Here is a 21336-nt window from a genome sequence, read left to right as displayed (position 1 = left end):
GCTCACCCCTCGGGTTCCGGCACGATCACGGTGACGAGGTCGAGCGCGGACAGCCGGGCGGCGGGCCGGACCAGCGCCGTACGGATGGCCGCGCCCGGCACGCTCTCGATCGTGGTGACCGTGCCGATGGGCACCCTGGCGACATACGGCCGCCCGCCCGCCGAGCCGAGCGTCACCACCTGGTCGCCGGCCTTGAGCGGCGCGTTCGGGTCGAACAGGCTCAGCCGCAGCAGCCCGTCGCCCGGCAGCCCCGTCACCATGCCCAGCTCGCCCGAGCCCGCCATGCGCGCGCCCACGGAGGAGGAGGCGTCGGTGATCAGGGACACCGAGGCGGTCGAGGAGCCGGCCCAACTGATCTTGCCCACGAGGCCGTCGGCGTTCAGCACCGTCACGTCCCGCGTGACGCCCGCCCCTGAGCCGGCGTCGACGGTGACGCTGCGGTCCCGGCCGAACCCGACCACGTGCGCGGCCACGCCCTCATGCCCGGAGACCGCCGGGCCCTGCCGGGTGGTGGTCAGCAGGTCAGCGCGCAGCCCGGCGTTCTCCCGCTCCAGCGCCCGCAGCCGCTGCTCGCCGCCGAACGACCTGGTGACGGTCCCGACCGCGCTCTCCGCCGTGCCGTACACGGCCGAGCCGGCGGCCCTCAGCGGGGCGAGCGGGGCCAGCGTACGGTCGATCACGACGAGCAGGACGCCGGCGGCGAGCACGAGCAGGACGAGCGTCCGCTTCACCGGCGTGACCAATCGGGCAGCAGCACGTCACGCATGGCCTGGAAGCGCTCGACGCAGCGGCCCGCGCCCAGCGCCACCGAGTACAGCGGCTTGTCCACCACCCTGATCGGCATGCCGGTGGCCTCGCCCATCCGCTCGGCCAGGCCGCGCAGCAGCGCGCCGCCGCCGGTCAGCACGATGCCGTTGTCCAGCAGGTCGCCGGCCAGCTCGGCCGGGCACTGGTCGAGCGTCGTCTGCACGGCGTCGATGATGGTCTGCACCTGGTCCTCGATGGCCTCGCTGATCTGCTCGGCGGAGATCGTCGCCGTCTTCGGCAGCCCGCTGACGAGGTCGCGGCCGCGTACCGGGGCCGAGGCGTCAGGGGCAAGCGGGTGCGGCGCCGCGGCCGGCGTCACGGTCTCGGCCTTGGGCCTGGACCTGAACGGGTTCCAGCGCGACGGGGGAGCCGGCTCCCGCTCCTCGTCCTCCGCCGCGATCGGCTCCCCGTCCACGGGCTCGGCGGGCGCGCCGACCCGGTGCCGGCCCTTCGGCACGGGATCGGTGTCGCGGGCGGTCACCGGCGCGGGCCGCACCGTGCCCAGGTCGATCTTCAGCCGCTCGGCCGTCCGGTCGCCGAGCAGCAGCGCGTGTTCCTTCTTCGTGTACGTGATGATCGCCTCGTCCAGCTCGTCGCCGCCCACCCGCAGCGACTTGGCGACCACGACGCCGCTCATGGACACGATGGCGACCTCCGTGGTCCCGCCGCCGATGTCCACGACCATGTTGCCGGTGGCCTCGCCGACCTTCAGCCCGGCGCCGATGGCCGCGGCCATCGACTCCTCGATGATGTGCACCCGGCGCGCGCCCGCCTCGTACGCGGCCTCCTTGACAGCCCGCTGCTCGATCGAGGTGGTGCCGCTCGGCACCGCCACGACGATGCGCGGCTTGGCCAGGAACCTGTTCGGGTGCGCCCTCTGGATGAACATCCGTAACATCCGCTCCGCCGCGTCCAGATCCGCGATCACGCCGTCCTTGAGCGGCCTGATCGTGGCGATGTGCGGGGGAGTGCGCCCCACCATGCGCTTGGCCGCCTTGCCGACGGCCACCACGGTGTTCTTGTGAAGGTTGATTGCGATGACGGAGGGCTCGTTCAGCACGATGCCCTTCCTGCGTACGTAGACGAGCGTGTTGGCGGTGCCGAGATCGACCGCTATGTCATGACCGAGAAGAGCCCATGCGAATGCCATCGCCGCACAGCCTTTCGACCGGGGAAGGGCAGGGGGACGCTGCCCGCCCTCGCGCTGCCCTGAGCGATCTGCCCGCAAACGTATCAACTCTGTATCCGCCCCTGTCGTCCCAGGTCAGGGTCGCCGGAGCGCTCGGAGCCTTACCGCCGCAGCAGGTCTCCGAGTCGTTCGCGCGGCACCCGTACGGTGAAGGGGGCGCAGTCGGTGCAGAAGTAGTCGCGCCCGAACATGAACTCCACGGCGCCCGTGCCCAGGTTGACCAGCAGGCGCTCGTTGTCCGCCGTCACGGTCCTGGGGTCCTGGCCGCGCGGCATGAGGGGCCGTAGCGCGCCGGCCAGCAGCCGGCGGCCGGCCGGTGTGAACGCGGCCGGGGCGAAGATCTCGTGCACGGTGAGCGTATCGCCCGCGGCCCGGTCGAAGTTGACCGCGCGCCCCGCCCGGCCTGGAAACGTGTAACGCACCGAGATCACCGCGGCGTCGTTGCGCACCACGACGTACGTGCTCCGCACCTCGGCGGTGGCCGCCGGATTGGCCCGGAGATCCCGCGAGACCTCCTCGACGGCCTCCTGGACCGGGGCGAACAGGGCCGCGTTGACCCGCGCCACGTCCGCGCCCTCGGCCCGCGGGTAGGAGGCGTCGATCGTCAGCCTGGCACGCGTCTCCTGCCAGGTGGCCGGGCGGATCAGGACCTGCTCGCGCGCCGGGGCCACCCGTACGAGCGGCACCAGGGCCACGAGGACCAGCACCGCGGCCCCGTACATGAGGACCTTCCGCCGCAGCGTCACCACCAGGCCCGCGACGACGAACGGCCCGGCGACCAACCCCATCTGCAGCCCCGCGGGCCCGAGCGCGGCCAGCCCTCCGGCCACCACCGAGAGCCCCCACAGGGCGAGCCAGGCCGGCACGCGGCGCTCACGGAGGTTCGCCTTCATGAGCCCCAGGTAGGCCAGCCCGGCCAGGAACACGATGTAGAGCGCGGTCATGAGGTTGTCCGGCGGCGGCATCGCGAGGGACAGCGCGGGCACCGCCGGCAAGAGCCCGTTGTCCAGGACCTCGATGCCGAACCCGGGCACGGCCCCCGCCACCACGGCCAGCACCAGCGCCGCCCCGGCGGCCCGCGCCGCGATCAGCCCGCGCTCGCGGCGGCCGGGCGCGTGCTCGCGTACCTGCTCCTTCCATGCCCGGTACCGCTCGCCCAGCTTCGCCCGCTCACCCTCCAGGTCCACGATCCGTGCGAACCGCGTCACCGCGGCCTGCGAGTGCACGATGAACAGCAGCGCCGCGAACACCGGCAGCACGAAGGCCGTGAACGCGGCCGCCTCCTCGGCCGGCGAGACGCCCAGCGGCCGCTCACCGGTCACCGCATAGGCGATCACGCCGCCCGCGTTCCATGCCAGGGCGGCGGCCAGCGCGAGCGCGGCCACCAGCACCAGGTAGTCCGACGCCGGGAACAGCCGGACGAGCCGCCCCCGCACCGCGACGTACACCAGGACCGCCGCCGACGCCCCGAACGCCGCCGCCACCGTCCATGACCACACCACGACGGTCGTGCCCAGCACCGGATCGGGCGGGGCGAGTAAGGCGAGCGCCCGCAGCATCACCGGCGTCTCCTCGTCGAACGTCCGCCGCGTCAGCGCGGGATAGCGCGACGTGACGGCCAGGCACGAGTACGTCAGCGCCAGCGCCGCCCCGGCCACCACCAGGCTCCACCGGCGGTCGGTCCGCACGGGATCGGGCGCGGCGGGCGCCCGCTCGCGACGGGGGACGATCCGCTGCCACACGGTGGCCACCAGCGCGATCAGCAAGGGCGGCACCGCGACCTGCGCGGGCTCGGCGACCAGCGCCGACCCGAGATCCTGGAGGTAATCCGTCACCCATACCGGGCTCAGCGGCTCGGCCAGCAGCAACTCCCGCATGCCGCCGTCGATCGCCACCACGGCCGCGTACACCAGGGGCGCCGCGCACGCCGCGAGCCAGGCCAGCACGAACGCGCGGCCGGGACGCCCCTCGACCGGTAATCGCCGCCGCAACACCCCTTCGAGCGAGCCGGCCGCGACGGTGGCGAGGACGACGGCCACCTGGTCGAAGTACTTCTCGGACAGCGGCAGCCAGGCGAGCAACGGCTGCTCACCCGGCAGCACGTTCCACACCACCGCCCACCCCGCCACCAGCGCGGGCAGCACCCACGTGCGGGGATGGAACGAGCGCTCACGCCCGCGCGGGGCGGCCGGGACCCGGCGCGTCACGGCCAGCGCCAGGAGCGCGGCGAGCAGGGCCGTCGCCATCCCCCATGAGGCGGCGTACGCCGCGTGCTCCTGGAACGGCCGGTCGTGCAGCCGCGCCCACGCGAGGACGGCGAACACCCCGGCGGGGCCGCCCGCCAGACCCCAGCAGACGAGCAGCCCGAGCCGCGACTCGCCGAACCCGGACCACCTGAACACGACGTGGGCCCCGGCCGTCAGAGCCACGGCGAAGGCCACGAGAATCGCCGCCGTGATCGCCGGCCGCCCCTGGCCCAGGCCGGGGAAGACCAGCACCACCGCGAGCGCCCGGCTCAGCAGGAAGTAGCCGACGGGAGGGACGGCGCACAGGCCGGAGACGGCCAGCGCGAACACCGCGGCCGTGAGCAGGAACGTACGGGTCGTCTTCGCCACGCCCAGCCCTCTGCCCCGCTTGGGCCGGGTCTCGCAGGCGGTGACCGTGAAGTGACCGTCAGGTGAGCGCCCCGGGGCCACGACGGCACGCGGACCGGCCGGGGTGTCACGACCACGCCTGCGTTCGGAAGAGAGAAACCATGACAACGCTGAGCAGGCTGCGCCGCGCGGTCACCCTCGCGGTGCCGATCGCGACGAGCGCGCGACCTTCGCGAAGTCCTGCCAGGTGGCCGGCGGCTCGATCTTCAGCTCCCCGAAACGCTTCCTGTTGTAGACCAGGACCATCGGGCCGACGTCCTGCGGCACTCCGTAGACGGCGCCGTCGAAGCTGGTCAGGGCCCACACTTCCGGGCTGAAGGCGTTCTTGACGTCGCCGGTGTAGGCGGAGATGTCGGCCAGCGCCCCTGCCACGATCATGGAGGGCAGGGTGTCGTATTCCAGGCAGACGCCGTCGGGGCCGTTGCCCGCCCGGTTCGCCGTGAGCAGCTTGGCCGCCGTGTCCGTGCCACCTCCCACGTCGGTGTGCTTGACCTGGACGTCCGGGTGGGCCTTGGTGAACGCCTCGACCTTGGCCTTCTGCGACGTGCCCCAGCACCAGAACTCCAGCGTGACCGGCCCGGCGTTCGCCGACGGTGTGCCGGTGCTCCCGGGCGTGGCCGAGGAGCAGGCCGTCAGGGCGGCGGCCATGCTGAGCATCGCGGCGAACCTCGTGATACGCATCCATGCCTCCTTCATGCGAAGCAAGATGGCTTTGCAACAAAGCCAACCTGGAGACAAGGTGAGACTCATGTCACTACCTATCCGCACTTTTCAGGAGCTCCGGGGTGCAGGCGTGGTTACGCGATGGACATGCTAGTTTCGCGACGAAGCCAATTGAGGGAGGATGGCGCTGATGGGGGTTGAGCCGGGGAGCTGGTCCGGCATGTGGGACGACCTGCCTGACGCGGCCCGCTCGATCGTCAAGGAGCTCATCATCCACGGCCCGCACTCCAGGACCGCGCTGGCCAGGACCCTGCGCCTGTCGACAGGCAGCCTGACGAGACTGACCAAGCCCATGGTCGACGCCGGGATCCTCGTCGAAGGCGACGTGGTGCACGACCCGGTCAACGGCCGCCCGACCCGCCCACTGGACGTGGCCGCGGGCGAGCACCGTTTCCTCGGTGTCAAGTTGACCGCCGACCGCGTCCACGCCGTCGTCACCGACCTGCGCGCCCAGATCGTCGCGGCCCGCGACGAGCCGATCTCCGACCACACTCCTGAGGCCGTGTGCCGCCAGGCCAGGCGGCTGCTGGACGAGCTGTCCGGCGGTGGGAGACCACCTGTCGGCGCCGGTGTCACGCTCGCCGGCGACGCCCGCGCCGCGGTTCAGGTCGGAGGCGAGCGGCTGGTCGACTCGGCCTTCCTCGGCTGGCGGCAGGTGCCGCTCAAGGCGCTGCTCGAGCAGGCGCTGGGCGTCCCCTGCGTGGTCAAGAACGACGTGGCGGCGCTGGCCCACCAGCATCACTGGTTCGGTGCCGCCCGCGGGCTGCGCGACTTCGCGCTCGTCTCGATCGGGGCGGGGATCGGCTACGCCCTCGTCGTGCACGACCACCTGGTGACCACGACCGAGGCGGACCTCGGCATGTTCGCCCACCTCGTGCTGAACGGCGGTGGACCGATGTGCGGGGAAGGCCACCGCGGATGCGCCGCCGCGTACCTGTCCAGCGAGTCGATCGTGACCGCTGCCGGGCAGGGGCTGGGGCGGGTGGTGACGTACGAGGAGGTGATGTGGCTGGCCGCGCAGGGGGACTCGGTGTGCCTCAGCGTCGTCGGCGAGGCCGCTGACGCGCTCGGCAGGCTCATCGCGCACATCGCGACGTTCGCCATGGTCAAGACGGTGATCGTGGCCGGCGAAGGCGTTGAGCTGGCGCGCGTCGCGAAGGACGGCCTCCACCGGGCCCTCGCCGCGAACCGGCGCGGCGTGCCGGACTCGGCCGACGTGGTCATCGAGGCGGACGACTTTCGCGAATGGGCCCGTGGCGGCGCGGTGGTCGCCATCCAGAGTTTCGTCACCGGCAGCGATTAGCCGGCTCGCCCGCTACACCCCACATGGAGGAAAGCATGTTTTTCGGCGGAGACTACAACCCCGAGCAGTGGCCCGAGGACGTCTGGCTGGAGGATGTCGAGCTGATGCGCCGGGCGAGGGTCAATCTCACGACCGTCGGGGTCTTCTCCTGGTCACGGCTTGAGCCTGCTGAGGGCGTCTTCGACTTCGGCTGGCTCGATCGCGTACTCGACCTGCTGCACGACAATGACATCCGGGTCAACCTGGCGACTCCGACCGCCTCTCCGCCGCCCTGGTTCACGATGGCGTACCCGGACGCGATGCCCGTACGTGCCGACGGGGTCAGGCTGGCCCATGGCAGCCGCGACACCTACTGCGTCAACGCGCCCGCGTACCGGGCGGCCTCGCGCCGCATCGTGACGGCGCTCGCCGAGCGGTACGGCGCGCACCCGGCGACGGCCATGTGGCACGTGCACAACGAGTACGGCACGGTCTGCCACTGCGACCACTGTGCGACGGCCTTCCGCGCCTGGCTGCGTGACAGGCACAAGTCCCTCGACGCGCTCAACGACCGGTGGACCACGGCGTTCTGGAGCCAGCACTACACGTCGTGGGAGCAGATCCTGCCGCCGCGGGCCGCCCAGTATCGGGCCAACCCCGCCCAGCTACTGGACTACCGCAGGTTCTTCTCCGACGCCCTGCTCGCCCACTACCGCGAGCAGCGCGACCTCCTGCGTGTTCACGGGGACCAGCCGGTCACCACCAACTACGTGATGGCCGGGTGGACGCCGCTGGACCACTGGAAATGGTCGGCCGAGGTCGATCTCGTGGCGATCGACCACTACACCGACGAACCCGGCGACGGCGGGCTCGCCCAGGTCGCCTTCGCCTCCGATCTCGCCCGCTCCTGGGCGCGTGGGAAGCCGTGGCTGCTGATGGAGCAGGGCGTCGCGACCATGTACACCCCCGAGACAGTCGTGCTGGAGCCGGGAGAGCATGTCCGGCGCAGCCTCGAGTACGTGTCCCGCGGGGCCGCCGGGGTGCTGCACTTCCAGTGGCGCGCCTCACGTGGCGGGGCGGAGCAGTGGCACCAGGGCATGGTCCCGCACGCGGGCGCCGACAGCCGTGTCTTCCGCGAGGTCGTGGAACTGGGCCGGGCGCTCAGTGCTCTTCCTCCGGCGCCGCCCGCCGAGGCCGCCGAGGTGGCCATCCTCTGGGACGACGAGGCGGGCTGGGCGCTCCGGAACCCCGCCCTGCCCGTCACTGGGCTGGACTTCCGCGCGTCGGTGGAGCAGGCGCACCGGGTGCTGTGGCAGCACGACCTCGCCGCCGACTTCGTCCACCCCTCTCACGACATTTCGCGCTATCGGGCTGTGCTGATGCCGTCCCTCTACCTGATCTCCGACGAGGCAGCCGCCAACCTCGCCGCGTACGTCGAAGGCGGCGGTACCTTGATCGCGTCGTACTTCAGCGGCGTCGTCGATCCCGACACCCGCGTCCGGCTGGGCGGCTACCCCGGCGCCCTGCGCGACGTGCTCGGTGCCCGCGTCGAGGAGTTCCACCCGCTGACCGGCCCCGTCACGCTGTCCGACGGGACGACCGGCGACTTCTGGAGCGAGGTCGTCCAGTTGACCGGCGCCACGGCGACGGCGACGTACGCCGACGGCCGCCCGGCGGTCACCCGGCACCAGGTGGGATCGGGAACCGCCTGGTACGTCTCGACCAGACTGGACGCGCCCGGTTACGCGAAGGTCCTGGCACAGGCCGGCGTCATGAGCTGACGTGCGACGGGGTCAGGAAAGCAGGGTGTGTACGAGGCCGATGGCGGCGCCGGCGGCGATGAACCAGGCGTTGTTGAGCCGGGTCTTCCACAACAGCATCAGCGTGAGCGCGGCGATGGCGGCGGTCAGCCAGTCGATGATGGCGGTCTGGCCGAGGTGGAAGGACACCCCGGCCATCAGGGCGAGCGCGGCGGCGTTGAGCCCGTCGAGCAGGGCGGAAGTCCAGGCGCTGGAGCGGAGCTTGTCGGTGAGCTTGGTGAGCAGGCCGACGAAGACGAAGGAGGGCAGGAAGATGGCCACGGTGGCCAGGAACGCGCCGACCGGGCCGGCGACGAGGTAGCCGAGGAAGGTGGCGGTGGTGAAGACCGGGCCGGGGGTGACCTGTCCGATGGAGACGGCGTCGATGACCTGCTGGTTGGTGATCCAGCCGAGCCGGTCGACGAAGTCGCCGCGCAGGAAGGCCAGCAACACGTAGCCGCTGCCGTACAGCACGGCGCCGATCTTCAGCATCGTCGCGAACAGCTGGGCGAGCTGGCCGCCGGTCGGGTCGGGGAAGACGGGCAGGCCACCGGCGGTGAGCAGCGGAGCGGCGAGCATCCCGTGCGGACGGCCCCTCTGCGTCGGCGGCCGGCGCAGGGCGCGGGCAGCGGCGGCCAGCAGCGCCCCGGCGGCCAGCACGAGCAGCTCGTTGACGCCCAGCAGGTACGCGGTCAGCGCGGCGACGGTCAGCGCGGCGAGCCAGAGGTTCTTGATGACGGTGCGGAGCAGGCCGAAAAGGGCGTGCGCGATGATGGCGATCACTGCGGGGACGATGCCGTACAGGATGCCCTCGACCGCGGGCGTGTTGCCGTAGGTCACGTACGCCCATGCCAGGGCGGTGACGATGAGCGCGGCCGGGAGGATGAAGCAGACCCCTGCGGCGATCAGGCCGCGCCGGCGGGCCCGGTCGTAGCCGAGGTGGATGGCCAGTTCGGTGGAATTGGGGCCGGGGATGAGGTTGGTGGCGCCCATCAGATCCACGAACCGTTGGTCGTCCACCCAGCCACGGCGGCGCACGAGCTCATCGCGCATCATCGCGGTGTGCGCGGCCGGGCCGCCGAAGGCGATGGTGCCCAGCTTCAAGAACAGCAGCGTCACTTCGCGCACCGACCCGGCTTGGGCAGGTGGGGTGCGGCCTGCGGAGTGGGGAGCGCCAGGGCGCCCGCCTTCTGGTGCGGAGGGTCGGTCTGCATGGTCGTGCTCACTCACCGAGATGTCCCCCCTTTTTGTGCCCGGATATAACGGATTCCGATATCGGTGAACGATACTACTTCGGCTCTCCGAGCCTGCCCTCGGGCGGGGCGACGGAGGCGCCCGAATCACCGGCGCCTGGCGGCCTATCCCGCAGGTCCGGCGCAAGCACGTTGAGCGATCGCCGACCGGCAGGGCCCCGCCTTCCGAGGCGCAATTCCTCAGCGGGGCCAATCCTCAGCGGGGCCAGTCCTCTCGGGGGAGGACCTCGCGCGCCAACTCGGCCAGCGCGCCACGATCTTGCTCCAGCGCCGCCCGGCCTGCCGCGGTGGCCCGGTACACCCGCCGCACTCGGCCGTCGACCACCTGCTGCTCGGAGAGCAGCAGCCCATCGGCCTCCAGCCGGTGCAACGTCGGGTACAGCGTGCCGGGGCTGATCGCATACCCGTGCCGCTTGAGCTCCTCGGTCATCCACGCGCCGTGGATGTCTTGCTCGGCCGCATGGTGCAGGATGTGCAGCCGCACCGCCCCGCGCAGGAACTCCCGCATGTTCTTGTGTCACCGCCCGGAACTCGACGTCGCAATCCCCTCAGCTTATGACGTAACCGATATCGGCTGCCGATGCCGTCTTCCACGGTCGCCGTCCGGCGGTGCTTCGCCGAATCGTCCGTGCGGGCTCCCGGCAACCACCAGGGCGCCCGGGTCCTAGTGGGACGGTGGTGTCAGGCCGTAACGCGCCACGATGTCGTCGAGCCAGTCCGGTTCGCCATAGGTCAGGCCGTATCTCGCGGCGAGTTCGGCGAATTCAGGCGTCTCGTGGAGGTCCACACCAGTGTCGGGGCGGCGGAGGTGAACAAGTCGCTGAGGTCGCGGAAGTAGTTCTCGAAACCGCCCGATGTGATGACCTCGATGATGCGGCCGGGCTCCGTGCCCGCGTTCCACATGGCGTGCATCTGCCCGCGGGGTTTGGTGATGTAGCCGCCCGGGCCCAGGACGACCTCGTCGGCCTCGGACACGAGGCCGATCACATGATGGTCGTCGTCGGTGACCGGGACGGCGCTGATGCCGCCGGTGATGAGTGCTTCGGCGATGTCCTTGGTGAGCGCAGGCGGCGCAGGAGCGGTGCAGGCGGCGGCTCAAGGCGAAACACCAAGAGGCCAGATCCGCTGTCTCGGGATCCAGCCTCTGAACTGGTCGAACATGGTGGACGATACTGGGATTGAACCAGTGACCTCTTCCGTGTCAGGGAAGCGCTCTCCCGCTGAGCTAATCGTCCTCGTCGAGGTGGCGACGGGATTTGAACCCGTGTGGACGGCTTTGCAGGCCGCTGCCTCGCCTCTCGGCCACGCCACCGAGCCGGAAGCTCCGAGCGGAAGACGGGATTCGAACCCGCGACCCTCACCTTGGCAAGGTGATGCTCTACCACTGAGCCACTTCCGCGTCCGCCCCGCTCGCACCGGGCGACGAGAGAACTCTAGCGAATCCTCGCGCAGTCCCCAAACCGGAATTCGATCCCGGGTGTCAGGTGTGGCCGCCGTTGACGGTGATGCGCTGTCCGGTGACGAACGCCCCCGCGCCCGAAGCCAGGTACGACACCGCGGCCGCGACGTCGCCCGGCGTGCCCATCCGCCCCAGCGGCACCTCGGCCAGGTAGCCGCGCTCGTCCAGGCCCGCGTGCCGCTCCACCGGGATCCAGCCGGGCGCGACCACGTTGACCGTGATGCCGTACGGGCCCAGCTCCCGTGCCCACGCCTGCGTCATCGCGTGCTGGGCGCCCTTGGCCGCGATGTAGGCCGACATGCCGGGCAGCCTGCGGTCGACGATGTCGGAGCCGATCTGCACGACCCGGCCCGCGCGCCGCTCCTTCATGCCCGGCAGCACGGCCCGTACCAGCAGCGTCGGGCTCTTGACGAAGAACGTGAGCTGGTCGAGGTGCGACTGCCAGGTGAGCTCCTCGATCGGGATGGACGGCTGCGGCCCGGTCGCGTTGACCACCAGCACCTCCACCGGCCCGAGCCGGTCGGCGACGCGGGCGACCAGGTCGTTCACGTCGTCCTCGTCCGTGACGTCGGCGGCGAACGCCTCGGCGGCACCGCCCGCGGCACGAACGTCGTCCACCACCTGCCGGGCGCCGGCCGCCTCCGAGCGGTAGTTGACGGCGACGGCCAGGCCGTCGGAGGCCAGCCTGCGCGCGATCACGGCGCCGAGGCCGCGCGACGCGCCGGTGACGAGGGCGACTGTCATGGACCAGGACTCTAGCCGCCCGCGCGGCTCAGCGGCTGAGCCGCAGGCCCGCCGGGTGCGGACCCTCCGTCCTCATACGGCCCGCTCCCGGAGTGGGCCGAAGGCCATGTCGCTGCGCGTACCCGGGGCCAGGACCGGCAACCCCCGCGTTCGGTGCTCGAACGGCCCGTGTTCGGTAAGAGGGCGAGTGGTACGCCGCGGCGCGGGGTACGAGCGCGACGTGGGTGAACACGATGTCATCGACCTGCTGGTCGCTCAGCACGGCCAGATCAGGGACCTGTTCGACGAAGTGGAGCAGGCGCCGCCTGACAAGGTCGCGGCGGCGTTCGAGCGGCTGACGCGGATGCTGTCCGTGCACGAGACCGCCGAGGAGGAGATCGTCCACCCGTACGCGCGCAGGAAGCTCGACAACGGGCCCGGCGTGGTCTCCGACCGGCTGGCCGAGGAGAACGAGGCCAAGCGGCTCCTGCTCGACCTGCACAAGGCCGGAGTGGACGATCCGCGGTTCTGGGACCGCCTGGGCGAGTTGCGTGCCGCCGTGAGCAGGCACGCCCGCGGCGAGGAACGCTACGAGTTCGCCCGGCTGCGCGCCCGCACCACGACGGTCGAGCGCCGGGCCATGGCGGCGGCGGTGCGGACGGCCGAGGCCCTGGCGCCTGTACGCCCGCACCCCGGCACCGAGTCAGCCACGGGGAACATGCTGAAGGGAGGGCCTCTCGCGCTGATGGACCAGGCCCGCGACATGATCCGCAAGGCGCTGGGCAGGCGCTGACCCTTCGACGCCGGGCGAAACGTCGGCGTACTAGCGTCGAAGGCATGGAGTACATCGCGCGCGACGCCACCATCGCGCCCATCGCCGCGCTCATCGCGGAACCGACCAGGGCGGCCATGCTGACGGCCCTCCTCGGCGGGCGCGCGCTGGCGGCCGGGGAACTCGCCAGGATCTCGGGGGTGAGCGCCGCCACCGCCAGCGCCCACCTGGCCAGGATGCTCGACGGCGGGCTCATCGGCGTCGTACGCCAGGGCCGCCATCGCTACTACCGGCTGGCCGGGCACGACGTGGCGGAGGTGCTGGAGGTGCTGTCCAGGTTCGGGACCCGCCCGCCGGTGCGCTCGCTGCGCCAGTCGCGGCAGGCCAGGATGCTGGAGGAGGCCCGTACCTGCTACGACCACCTCGCAGGGCGCGCCGGGGTGTGGCTGCTCGACCGGCTCAGGGACGGCGGCCACTACGCGTCCGGGGAGCTGACCGGCGCGGGGGAGCGGCTGCTGACGGGCCTCGGCGTGGACGTGGCGAGCGCGCGCGGGAGCAGGCGGCGGTTCGCGCCCGAGTGCCTGGACTGGACAGAGCGCCGCTCGCATCTCGGCGGGGCGCTGGGGGCCGCGGTCACCGGGGTGCTGCTGGAGCGGGGGTGGTACCTGCGAGGCACGGTGCCCAGGGCGGTGATCCTCACCGACGCGGGCAGGGAGGGGCTGGCGGCGCTGTTCTCCGGTAAGGAGCTAACATCGGGTACACCGATTACCTAAGCGAGAGAGACGCATCATGCGCGACAACGGAGTCGTGAACGTCGGTCCGGAGCCCCTGACCTTCGACGACGTCATCAGGGTGGCCCGCCACGGCGCCCCCGTACAGCTCACCGAAGACGCGATCGCCGCCGTCTCGGCGGCCCGCCAGCGGGTGGACGAGCTGGCCGAGAGCCCGGTGCCCGCGTACGGGATCTCCACGGGGTTCGGAGCGCTCGCGACGCGGCACATCGACCCGGCGCTGCGCGGGCGGCTCCAGCGCTCCCTGGTGCGCTCCCACGCGGCCGGCAACGGGCCCGAGGTGGAGACCGAGGTGGTGCGCGCACTCATGCTGCTGCGCCTGCACACCCTCGCCACCGGCCACACCGGCATCAGGCCCACCACGGCCAAGACCCTGGCGGCGCTGATCAGCTCGGGGATCAGCCCGATCGTGCACGAGTACGGCAGCCTCGGCTGCTCCGGCGACCTGGCACCGCTCGCGCACGTCGCGCTCACATTGACGGGCGAGGGCGTCGTACGCGACGCGTCAGGCAAGGTCCGCCCGGCCGCCGAGGCGCTCAAGCAGGCCAGGATCGACCCCGTCGAGCTGGCCGCCAAGGAGGGCCTGGCACTCATCAACGGCACGGACGGCATGCTCGGCATGCTCATCCTGGCCATCGACGACCTCACCAGGCTCGTCAGGACCGCCGACGTCAGCGCCTCGATGAGCGTGGAGGCGCTGCTCGGCACCGACCGCGTGTTCGCGCCCGAACTGCAGGCGCTGCGGCCGCACCCTGGCCAGGCGCTGTCGGCCGCCAACATGACGCGCGTGCTGGCGGACTCCGGCGTCATGGCCAGTCACCGCGACCCGACGGCGTGCACCCGCGTCCAGGACGCCTACTCGCTGCGCTGTGCCCCCCAGGTGGCCGGCGCCGCCCGCGACACGATCACGCACGCCGCCACCGTGGCGGGCTGGGAACTGGCCAGCGCCGTGGACAACCCCGCCGTGCTGGCCGACGGCCGGGTCGAGTCCAACGGCAACTTCCACGGCGCGCCGATCGCGTACGTGCTCGACTTCCTCGCCGTCGTGGCCGCCGACCTGGCGTCGATGTCGGAGCGGCGTACCGACCGGTTCCTGGACGTGGCGCGCAACCACGGGCTGCCCGCGTTCCTGGCCGACGATCCCGGCGTGGACTCCGGGCACATGATCGCCCAGTACACCCAGGCGGCCATCGTGTCCGAGATGAAGCGGTTGGCCGTGCCGGCCAGCGTGGACTCCATCCCCAGCTCGGCCATGCAGGAGGACCACGTGTCCATGGGCTGGTCGGCCGCGCGCAAGCTGCGCAGGTCGGTCGACGGGCTCACCCGGGTGCTCGCCGTCGAGGTGCTCACCGCGGCCCGCGCGCTCGACCTGCGCGCGCCCCTGGAGCCCGCCCCCGCCACAGCCGCCGTGGTGCGGGCGCTGCGCGAGACCGTGCCCGCGCCTGGGCCCGACCGGTTCCTGGCGCCGGAGATCGAGTCCGCGGTGCGCCTGGTGGCCGACGGCGGCGTGGTCGCGGCGGCGGAGTCGGTCACCGGCCCTCTGGCGTGAGCGCGACGACCAGGTCGGTTCGTCGAAGGCGGCCGCGGGGCGCGCTGGAGCTTGTCGGATTGCTGGGAGAATGAAAGGTGTGTACGGCGGTTTCGGCGGATTCGCTCACTTAGGTCACCACCTGGCCACCGAGTTGCGTGACGTGACCTCCGACCTGTCCGCTCTCGACGGCGAGGGCTGGTGGGCCGTCGTCGTCGACTACGAGGGCAAGGTGATGTGCGCCCGGTTCGACCGGGTGCGCCGCTCGCCGCTGCCCGCGCCCACCGGCCCCTGGCACGGACCAGGTCCTGGCGAGTGGCGCGGCTCCCTCGACCGGGCGGCGTACGAGCGCGGCGTGCGCGCCATCCGCGACTACATCGAGCAGGGCGAGGTCTACCAGGCCAACCTCTGCCGGATCCTGACCGCCCCCGTGCCACCCGGCGCCGACCCGCTCGCGCTGGCCGTCAGGCTGGCGTCGGGCAACCCGGCGCCGTACTCGGGCGTGGTCCACGTTCCCGGGCTGAGCGTGGTGTCGGCCTCGCCGGAGCTCTACCTGTCGCGCGCCGGCGACCTGGTCGAGTCCAGGCCGATCAAGGGCACCGGCGTGACCGCGGACGACCTGCTGGAGAAGGACTACGCGGAGAACGTCATGATCGTCGACCTCGTCCGCAACGACCTCGGCAGGGTCGCGGACGTCGGCTCGGTCGAGGTGCCCGCGCTGTGCGCGGTCGAGGAGCACCCCGGGCTCGTCCACCTCGTCTCCACCGTACGGGCCCGGCTGGCGCCCGGGATGGGCTGGCCGGAGCTGTTCGCCGCGACGTTCCCGCCCGGGTCCGTCACGGGCGCGCCCAAGTCGTCGGCTCTGCGGATCATCAATGAGCTCGAACCTGCACCTCGGGGGCCGTACTGTGGAGCTGTGGGCTGGGTCGACGCCGACCGGCGCACGGCGGCGCTGGCCGTCGGCATCAGGACTTTCCGGATCTCGGCAGGCGAGATCCGGTTCGGCACGGGAGCGGGCATCACGTGGGGCAGCGACCCCGCGCGTGAGTGGCTCGAGACCGAGCTCAAGGCAGCCAGGCTCATCGCTCTGGCATCCACAGGAGGAAACTGAATGAACATCCCTGTCTGGGTCAACGGCGAGCTGATCGACCCCGCGCGGGCCACCGTCTCGGTGTTCGACCACGGGCTGATGGTCGGCGACGGCGTGTTCGAGACCATCAAGATCGTGCAGGGTGAGTCGTTCGCGCTCACCAGGCACCTCGACCGGCTCACGCTCTCCGCTCAGCGCATGGACCTGCCGGAGCCCGACGTCGACGCCATCGCCGACGGCATCGCCAGGCTCCTCGCCGTCGCGCCCGCCTGGCCGCTCGGCCGTATCCGCGTCACCTACACCAGTGGCCCGGGCCCGCTCGGCTCCGACCGCGGCGACCAGGGCACCACCTCGGTGGTCATCGTCGACGAGCAGAAGCCGTTCCCTGCCACCGCCAACGTCGCCGTCGTGCCCTGGCCGCGCAACGAGCGCGGCGCCCTGTCCGGCGTCAAGAGCACCTCGTACGGCGACAACGCCAAGGCCCTGCTGCACGCCAAGCGGCGCGGCGCCGGCGAGGCCGTCTTCGGCAACCTCGCGGGCGACCTGTGCGAGGGCACCGGCTCCAACGTCTTCATCGTCCGCGACGGCCGCCTGCTCACCCCCACCCTGGAGTCCGGCTGCCTGGCCGGGGTCACCAGGGCGCTGGTGCTCGAATGGTGCGGCGCGGAGGAGGCCGACGTGCCGTTGTCGGCGCTCTACGAGGTCGAGGAGGCGTTCCTCACCTCCACCACGCGCGACGTCCAGCCGATCAAGCTGGTCGACGACACCGAGTTGCCGATCGCTCCCGGCTCGATCACCGCCAAGGCCATGCGGATCTTCGCCGAGCGCTCCGCCGCCGACCTCAACCCGTGAGCCAGGCTCGTGCCCCACAACTGATCTTGTGAGGCTTTCGTGGCGGTCGTCCGCTCCGGCCGGGTGATTTCGGGACAATGGGGTTCCACATCGTCGGCCGGCTCGACCCGAATTACCTTTCCTCCGTCGTCACCTTGACCACTTGCGTAACCGGCGGGTGGGAAAGATCTCGGCGCCCAGCTAACCGACATTTCTAGATTCGATCTATATTTCTGGATCAGTCTCCAGAAAATGGAATGACGGCGTTACGATGCTCGCGCAGGACCGCCTCCGAAAAGCGAGTTGTGCGATGAGTGGGATGGCGACTGTGCCGATGCCGCCGATTTCCCGGATGGGCGCGATCGTGGCGGTCGAGCGGGTGCTGGCCCGCACTCCGGCCCTCGCCGTCCTGCTGCCGATGATCCAGGTGTACGACACCGGCTGCCTGCTGAACATCGACATCGTGGCCCGCAACGCCACCGCTCCCCCCGGGCTCGCGCTACGGCTGGACTCGGCGTTCTCCGGCGAGGAGAGCACGTCGCCGCATGTCACCCTGCGCTACCCGAACGGCGTCGAGATCGCCTCCGACGAGGACGGCCACGCCGCGCCCCCGAGCCTCTCGTGGTTCCCCGGGGGCGTGCGCGGCGACGCGGAGTTCACGCTCTACCAGATGCCGCTGTGGCTGTTCCCGCTGCCGCCGCCCGGGGTGGTCCTGCTGACCCTGAACTGGCCGTGGGCCGGCATCGGCCCCGAGGCGGTACGGCTCGACGGCGCCGCCATCACGGAGGCGGCGGCGCGGTCGACGCGTTGCTGGCCCGGCGAGCAGGGCCGCCGGGCTCAGTAGCTCTTCTGGGTCTGGACGTTGAAGTCGTCCATCTTGACCTGCTTGGCAGGATCGGTGAGCGGGTCGTCGATCTCCAGGACGTCCAGGCCCTCCTGGATGTCGCTGGAGTAGATGTAGCCGTTGTAGTAGTAGGCCGACCAGGAGCCGGCCAGGGCCCCGCTCTCGAACGGGCCGCGTTCGAAGTAGCCGATCTCCTTGGGGTTGGCCGAGTCGGTGAAGTCCCAGATGGACACGCCGCCCTGGTACCACGACTGGACCATGATGTCCTTGCCCGGCACGGGGATCAGCGAGCCGTTGTGGGCGACGCAGTTCTCCTCCCCCTGCTGCTCCCTCGGGATCTTGAAGTAGCCGCGGAGCTGCAACTGGCCGTCCACGAGGTCGTACACGGCGTCGGCGCCCTTCGTCCGCGGCGTGTTGCGGTCGCACGTGGGCTGGGTGCCGCCGCCGAGCTCGTCGCCGAAGACGACCTTCGTCGCGTCGTTGTTGAACGTCGCCGAGTGCCAGATCTGGAAGTTCTGCTTGTCGCTGATCCTCTGGATCACCTTCGGATCGACCGGGTCGGCGATGTCGAGCAGCACGCCGTCGCCGAAGCAGGCGGCCGCGGCGAGGTCCTTCTCCGGGTAGGCGGTGATGTCGTGGCAGCCGGAGGAGTAGTCGGAGCTCCCGAGCTCGGGGAAGAGATTCGGCTTCGCCGCGATCCGCGCGGACTCGGGGGAGTCGAGGGGCACCTCCACGATCTGGAGGAGTTCGTGCGGCGGGGCGCAGGTCTGCGACTCGGGCTCGGGGCCCGGGGAGGAGACGTACACGTAGAGCGACTCCTCGGAGGGCACCATCGTGTGCGTGTGCGACCCGCAGTCGGTCTGTACGGCGCCGACGTAGCGCGGGCTGGCCTTGTCGGCGACGTCGAAGATCCGCAGCCCCTCCCAGGAGCGGTCGCCCGAGCCGGAGTCGCACTCCGGGCCGCCGCGCGGCTCGTCGATCGACAGGATCAGCAGGTCACCGTGGATGGTGACGTCGTTCTGCTGCCCCGGGCAGGCCACTTGGCTGACGGCCTTGGGCTCGGTGGGGTCGCTGATGTCGTAGATGGCGAACCCGCCGAAATTGCCGACGTACGCGTAGTTCTCCTGGAAGGCCAGGTCCGTGTTGACGTCGTCCTCCCCGTCGAAGGGGGCGGTCTTCGGCACATTAGCGACGTGTGTGACGTTGTCGCTGGTCATCACGTCGCCGGCGGCGATGTCTGCTGGAGCGCTGGTCTCCTGCGATGTGGTCTCGGCGGTCGAAGCCCCGGTCTCCTGCTGGCCCCCCGGTGAGCAGGCCGACGCCAGCAACAGCGTCGTGCACAAGATGGCTCCGCGCAACCTGGCAGAGATCAACGCGCGTTCCCCTTTGTCTCGTAGTTCACTATGGAAGCTATGTCAGCAGGTTCGTGGACGCGTACGCTCTTTGTGACAGTTATGGCGACATTTGCGCTTACCTCCTGCTCTCAGCAGTCTGCCGTGGGTCCGGCCCCCGTGGGTACGGAAGCGCCCGTACTGGTGCCTGGAAGCCCTGGTGCGCCGGGGCGTACGGCGACGCCGGGGGAGCGCGTGGGACAGACGCCGCAGCCGACGGTGGCCTCGGACGTCCGCTTCGCGGAGGCGATGATCCCGCACCATCGCCAAGCCCTGGAGATGACCTCTCTGGTGGACGACCGCACCACCACGCCGGCCATCCGCTTGTTCGCCCGCCAGATCGCGGCCGCGCAGAACCCCGAGATCAAGACCATGACGGGCTGGCTGGCCGAGCTGGGCCGCACCCCGCCCGCGGAGCACGAGCACGGCGGGCCGGCCGCGGGGTACGGGATGGCGACGGAGGCCGAGATGAACGCCCTGCGCGCGGCGAAGGGCGGCGCCTTCGACCGCCTGTTCCTGCGGTTGATGACCAGGCATCACGAGGGCGCGGTGAAGATGGCGGGGGAGCAGCTGGCCGCCGGCCGGGATCAGCGCATGCGGCTGCTGGCCAAGGATGTGTACTCGGGGCAGAGCATCGAGATCGCCCGCATGCGGAAGGTCCTGGACTCGCTACCGGCCTGACCGGCCGGCGCGCCGCGCGGACACGCCTGCTCGGTCGGTGACGGCGACGCGGTCCGGCCCGGGGACCAGCGATGCGGTCCGGGCTGGGTGGAGCCGGACCAGTGACGCGGTCCGGGCTGGGTGGAGCCGGACCAGTGATGCGGACCGGCTCGGTGAGCCGGACCGCCGGGGTCGGTCAGGACGACCAGAGCATGTTGGTCAGCTCGGCGTCCAGGTCCATGTAATCGGTCTCGCGTCCCGCCGGCACCTTCTCGTACGTGCGGTGCAGGAACTCGGTGAGCGGGGCCAGCGGCACTTCGAAGAGCGCCTGCCCGAACGGCGACGTGAGGCTGATGTGCAGGGTGCGTTCGCCGTCGGCACGCGCGGGCCACACCTGCACGTCGCCGTCGCCGACACGTCTCACGATGCCTACGGTCAGCAGTTCGCGAGCAAAGATCCACTCGACCGGTTCGTCGTTCCCTACGTGGAAGGCCATACGTATGGCGTACGGATCGTCGGCTGTGTAACTCAGCCCGGCGAGCAGGGGGACGGTCGTACGGTCGGGGACCACAAGCCGAAGGCCAAGCTCGGCGGAGACGGTGGTGCTGTTCATCGTCAGCCAAACCTTTTTGTCGTAGGTCCCCTCTTCGGGGCTTTCACTGCTCTGACGGACTTCGTTCGTCCTGAGCTATGACGCGGAACGAAGAAACCTGTAGGAAAGATTCCGCTCCAGGGGCCTTCTGTAACGCATATCACAGCTGGACATTTAGGCATCTACCAGGCTAAACGGCATCAATCGGGTCGTATTTGCAAGGGTTTTGCGTGATGTGGAGCCCGCCCCGGCGCGCCGACCATGAACGTTTCTTCCCAAGATCACGGCCGATGTCTTCCGGAACACGTCGATGGTATGCCACCGACCCGCTGTGCCGGTGGGCAACCGCCGCGTTTCACCCGAATCCCTCCCCGCGCCCCGGACGGGGCTCCCGATCGCTTCGCTTCGCCAGTGGGTGCCAGAGTGCGGTATGGTTTTCCCCGTCGGCACCGCACGGAGCTGGCAGGGCGGGCGATTAGCTCAGCGGGAGAGCGCTTCGTTCACACCGAAGAGGTCACTGGTTCGATCCCAGTATCGCCCACCGACGTCAAGGGCCACATCCCATCACGGGAAGTGGCCCTTTTGATCTTTGTGCAGTCACAGATGCGGCAGTCTCACCCGCCGAGGTTGTCTCCCGGCCGCTTGGGCGCGCCTCGCGGGTGGCGTCGGTCAGCGCCTGTAGATCGTGACCGCGATCCGGCTGTGCCGAAGGATCTGCATGGCCACGCGCGGGTGGACGTCGAGAGCGACCAGGAGCGAGGCACAGGTACGCCGGGTGTCATGGACCTTGATGCGCCGACCGCCGGGGTGTCGGTGCCATTGCGGGACGCCCGGGAGGAGCGGCACAAGGCACCGCCCCCGCGCAGGCAGGGAGCGCGGGGGCGGCGTGGTGCCGTACGCCCGGGTTGGCAAGGCGGGGGCGGGCGTACGCCGGGGGATGGGAATGGG

At 70.9% G+C, this 21336-nt stretch carries 20 protein-coding genes and 4 tRNA genes; 10 read left to right on the top strand and 14 right to left on the bottom strand.

Features of this window, described 5'->3' with window-relative positions:
* Nucleotides 1-2 precede the first annotated feature (2 nt).
* The 4 genes from mreC to ITP53_RS32165 form a co-directional block, all read right to left on the bottom strand.
* Nucleotides 3-731: a rod shape-determining protein MreC gene (gene mreC, locus ITP53_RS32180; protein WP_195899215.1), complete on the bottom strand. Its 729-nt coding sequence runs from the start codon at nucleotides 729-731 to the stop codon at nucleotides 3-5.
* Nucleotides 728-1957 carry a rod shape-determining protein gene (mreB, locus tag ITP53_RS32175; protein WP_195899214.1) on the bottom strand — a complete coding sequence of 410 codons (1230 nt, stop codon included), beginning with the start codon at nucleotides 1955-1957 and terminating at the stop codon, nucleotides 728-730. Before mreB ends, mreC begins: the two co-directional genes overlap by 4 nt.
* Nucleotides 1958-2097: 140 nt before the next feature.
* Complete coding sequence (locus ITP53_RS32170) at nucleotides 2098-4611, bottom strand: hypothetical protein (RefSeq protein WP_195899213.1); 2514 nt, start codon at nucleotides 4609-4611, stop codon at nucleotides 2098-2100.
* Nucleotides 4612-4782: 171 nt separating this feature from the next.
* Complete coding sequence (locus ITP53_RS32165; protein ID WP_207756687.1) at nucleotides 4783-5331, bottom strand: ABC transporter substrate-binding protein; 549 nt, start codon at nucleotides 5329-5331, stop codon at nucleotides 4783-4785.
* A 172-nt stretch (nucleotides 5332-5503) separates the two neighbouring features.
* On the opposite strand from ITP53_RS32165, the gene ITP53_RS32160 reads away from it, so the two are divergent.
* Nucleotides 5504-6676, top strand: a complete 1173-nt coding sequence (locus ITP53_RS32160; protein WP_195899212.1) for an ROK family transcriptional regulator — start codon at nucleotides 5504-5506, stop codon at nucleotides 6674-6676.
* Nucleotides 6677-6711: 35 nt separating this feature from the next.
* On the top strand, nucleotides 6712-8436 hold the full coding sequence (locus tag ITP53_RS32155) for a beta-galactosidase (RefSeq protein WP_236051389.1): 1725 nt from the start codon (nucleotides 6712-6714) through the stop codon (nucleotides 8434-8436).
* Between the two features lie 12 nt (nucleotides 8437-8448).
* On the opposite strand, the gene chrA is transcribed toward ITP53_RS32155, so the two are convergent.
* The 7 genes from chrA to ITP53_RS32115 form a co-directional block, all read right to left on the bottom strand.
* Entirely contained in the window at nucleotides 8449-9582 is a 1134-nt protein-coding gene (chrA, locus tag ITP53_RS32150; RefSeq protein ID WP_328816428.1) for a chromate efflux transporter, read from the bottom strand.
* A 321-nt stretch (nucleotides 9583-9903) separates the two neighbouring features.
* On the bottom strand, nucleotides 9904-10215 hold the full coding sequence (locus tag ITP53_RS32145; RefSeq protein ID WP_195899209.1) for a PadR family transcriptional regulator: 312 nt from the start codon (nucleotides 10213-10215) through the stop codon (nucleotides 9904-9906).
* A gap of 224 nt (nucleotides 10216-10439) precedes the next feature.
* Nucleotides 10440-10682 carry a cupin domain-containing protein gene (locus ITP53_RS32140; RefSeq protein ID WP_207756686.1) on the bottom strand — a complete coding sequence of 81 codons (243 nt, stop codon included), beginning with the start codon at nucleotides 10680-10682 and terminating at the stop codon, nucleotides 10440-10442.
* A gap of 185 nt (nucleotides 10683-10867) precedes the next feature.
* Nucleotides 10868-10942: transfer RNA gene (locus ITP53_RS32130), tRNA-Val, on the bottom strand.
* A 6-nt stretch (nucleotides 10943-10948) separates the two neighbouring features.
* Nucleotides 10949-11019, bottom strand: a tRNA-Cys gene (locus ITP53_RS32125).
* Between the two features lie 15 nt (nucleotides 11020-11034).
* A tRNA-Gly gene (locus ITP53_RS32120) sits at nucleotides 11035-11106 on the bottom strand.
* An 81-nt stretch (nucleotides 11107-11187) separates the two neighbouring features.
* On the bottom strand, nucleotides 11188-11910 hold the full coding sequence (locus ITP53_RS32115; RefSeq protein WP_195899208.1) for an SDR family NAD(P)-dependent oxidoreductase: 723 nt from the start codon (nucleotides 11908-11910) through the stop codon (nucleotides 11188-11190).
* Between the two features lie 220 nt (nucleotides 11911-12130).
* Between ITP53_RS32115 and ITP53_RS32110 the strand changes: the two genes are divergently transcribed.
* The 6 genes from ITP53_RS32110 to ITP53_RS32085 all read left to right on the top strand — a co-directional run bounded on the left by ITP53_RS32110 (nucleotide 12131) and on the right by ITP53_RS32085 (nucleotide 17745).
* Nucleotides 12131-12682: a hemerythrin domain-containing protein gene (locus ITP53_RS32110; protein ID WP_328816424.1), complete on the top strand. Its 552-nt coding sequence runs from the start codon at nucleotides 12131-12133 to the stop codon at nucleotides 12680-12682.
* A gap of 44 nt (nucleotides 12683-12726) precedes the next feature.
* The gene (locus tag ITP53_RS32105; RefSeq protein WP_195899206.1) at nucleotides 12727-13434 is read left to right on the top strand and encodes an ArsR/SmtB family transcription factor; all 708 of its coding nucleotides are present in this window, start codon (nucleotides 12727-12729) and stop codon (nucleotides 13432-13434) included.
* 16 nt (nucleotides 13435-13450) lie between these two features.
* Nucleotides 13451-15001 (top strand): histidine ammonia-lyase, encoded by a 1551-nt coding sequence (gene hutH / locus ITP53_RS32100; protein WP_195899205.1) that lies wholly within the window; start codon nucleotides 13451-13453, stop codon nucleotides 14999-15001.
* A gap of 79 nt (nucleotides 15002-15080) precedes the next feature.
* Nucleotides 15081-16091 (top strand): chorismate-binding protein, encoded by a 1011-nt coding sequence (locus ITP53_RS32095; protein WP_328816421.1) that lies wholly within the window; start codon nucleotides 15081-15083, stop codon nucleotides 16089-16091.
* A complete protein-coding gene (locus tag ITP53_RS32090) occupies nucleotides 16092-16922 on the top strand; it encodes an aminotransferase class IV (protein ID WP_207756685.1) in 831 nt (276 codons plus the stop codon).
* Nucleotides 16923-17220: 298 nt separating this feature from the next.
* Complete coding sequence (locus ITP53_RS32085; RefSeq protein WP_195899203.1) at nucleotides 17221-17745, top strand: hypothetical protein; 525 nt, start codon at nucleotides 17221-17223, stop codon at nucleotides 17743-17745.
* On the opposite strand, the gene ITP53_RS32080 is transcribed toward ITP53_RS32085, so the two are convergent.
* Nucleotides 17739-19088: an LVIVD repeat-containing protein gene (locus tag ITP53_RS32080; protein ID WP_236051388.1), complete on the bottom strand. Its 1350-nt coding sequence runs from the start codon at nucleotides 19086-19088 to the stop codon at nucleotides 17739-17741. The genes ITP53_RS32085 and ITP53_RS32080 overlap by 7 nt on opposite strands.
* A gap of 243 nt (nucleotides 19089-19331) precedes the next feature.
* On the opposite strand from ITP53_RS32080, the gene ITP53_RS58070 reads away from it, so the two are divergent.
* A complete protein-coding gene (locus ITP53_RS58070) occupies nucleotides 19332-19817 on the top strand; it encodes a DUF305 domain-containing protein (RefSeq protein ID WP_328816417.1) in 486 nt (161 codons plus the stop codon).
* 175 nt (nucleotides 19818-19992) lie between these two features.
* On the opposite strand, the gene ITP53_RS32070 is transcribed toward ITP53_RS58070, so the two are convergent.
* Nucleotides 19993-20409: an SsgA family sporulation/cell division regulator gene (locus tag ITP53_RS32070; protein WP_195899201.1), complete on the bottom strand. Its 417-nt coding sequence runs from the start codon at nucleotides 20407-20409 to the stop codon at nucleotides 19993-19995.
* A gap of 448 nt (nucleotides 20410-20857) precedes the next feature.
* On the opposite strand from ITP53_RS32070, the gene ITP53_RS32065 reads away from it, so the two are divergent.
* Nucleotides 20858-20929 (top strand) — tRNA-Val (locus ITP53_RS32065).
* Between the two features lie 128 nt (nucleotides 20930-21057).
* Here ITP53_RS32065 and ITP53_RS56295 read toward each other — a convergent pair.
* A partial coding sequence (locus ITP53_RS56295) for a site-specific integrase (protein ID WP_407941336.1) occupies nucleotides 21058-21336 on the bottom strand: 279 nt, incomplete at its 5' end.

The organism is Nonomuraea cypriaca, from assembly GCF_015645445.1.
Lineage (GTDB): Bacteria > Actinomycetota > Actinomycetes > Streptosporangiales > Streptosporangiaceae > Nonomuraea > Nonomuraea cypriaca.
The sequence above is the reverse complement of the archived record's forward strand: the minus strand, read 5'-3'. Positions and strand labels throughout refer to the sequence as shown.

What these genes read in the sequence shown, in the direction of transcription:
- ITP53_RS32165 (WP_207756687.1), bottom strand. Translation starts at nt 5,331, where the DNA reads ATGCGTATCACGAGGTTCGCCGCGATGCTCAGCATGGCCGCCGCCCTG.
- ITP53_RS32085 (WP_195899203.1), top strand. Translation starts at nt 17,221, where the DNA reads ATGGCGACTGTGCCGATGCCGCCGATTTCCCGGATGGGCGCGATCGTG.
- ITP53_RS32070 (WP_195899201.1), bottom strand. Translation starts at nt 20,409, where the DNA reads ATGAACAGCACCACCGTCTCCGCCGAGCTTGGCCTTCGGCTTGTGGTC.
- ITP53_RS32155 (WP_236051389.1), top strand. Translation starts at nt 6,712, where the DNA reads ATGTTTTTCGGCGGAGACTACAACCCCGAGCAGTGGCCCGAGGACGTC.
- ITP53_RS32160 (WP_195899212.1), top strand. Translation starts at nt 5,504, where the DNA reads ATGGGGGTTGAGCCGGGGAGCTGGTCCGGCATGTGGGACGACCTGCCT.
- ITP53_RS32105 (WP_195899206.1), top strand. Translation starts at nt 12,727, where the DNA reads ATGGAGTACATCGCGCGCGACGCCACCATCGCGCCCATCGCCGCGCTC.
- ITP53_RS32090 (WP_207756685.1), top strand. Translation starts at nt 16,092, where the DNA reads ATGAACATCCCTGTCTGGGTCAACGGCGAGCTGATCGACCCCGCGCGG.
- hutH (WP_195899205.1), top strand. Translation starts at nt 13,451, where the DNA reads ATGCGCGACAACGGAGTCGTGAACGTCGGTCCGGAGCCCCTGACCTTC.
- mreB (WP_195899214.1), bottom strand. Translation starts at nt 1,957, where the DNA reads ATGGCATTCGCATGGGCTCTTCTCGGTCATGACATAGCGGTCGATCTC.
- ITP53_RS32115 (WP_195899208.1), bottom strand. Translation starts at nt 11,910, where the DNA reads ATGACAGTCGCCCTCGTCACCGGCGCGTCGCGCGGCCTCGGCGCCGTG.
- ITP53_RS32145 (WP_195899209.1), bottom strand. Translation starts at nt 10,215, where the DNA reads ATGCGGGAGTTCCTGCGCGGGGCGGTGCGGCTGCACATCCTGCACCAT.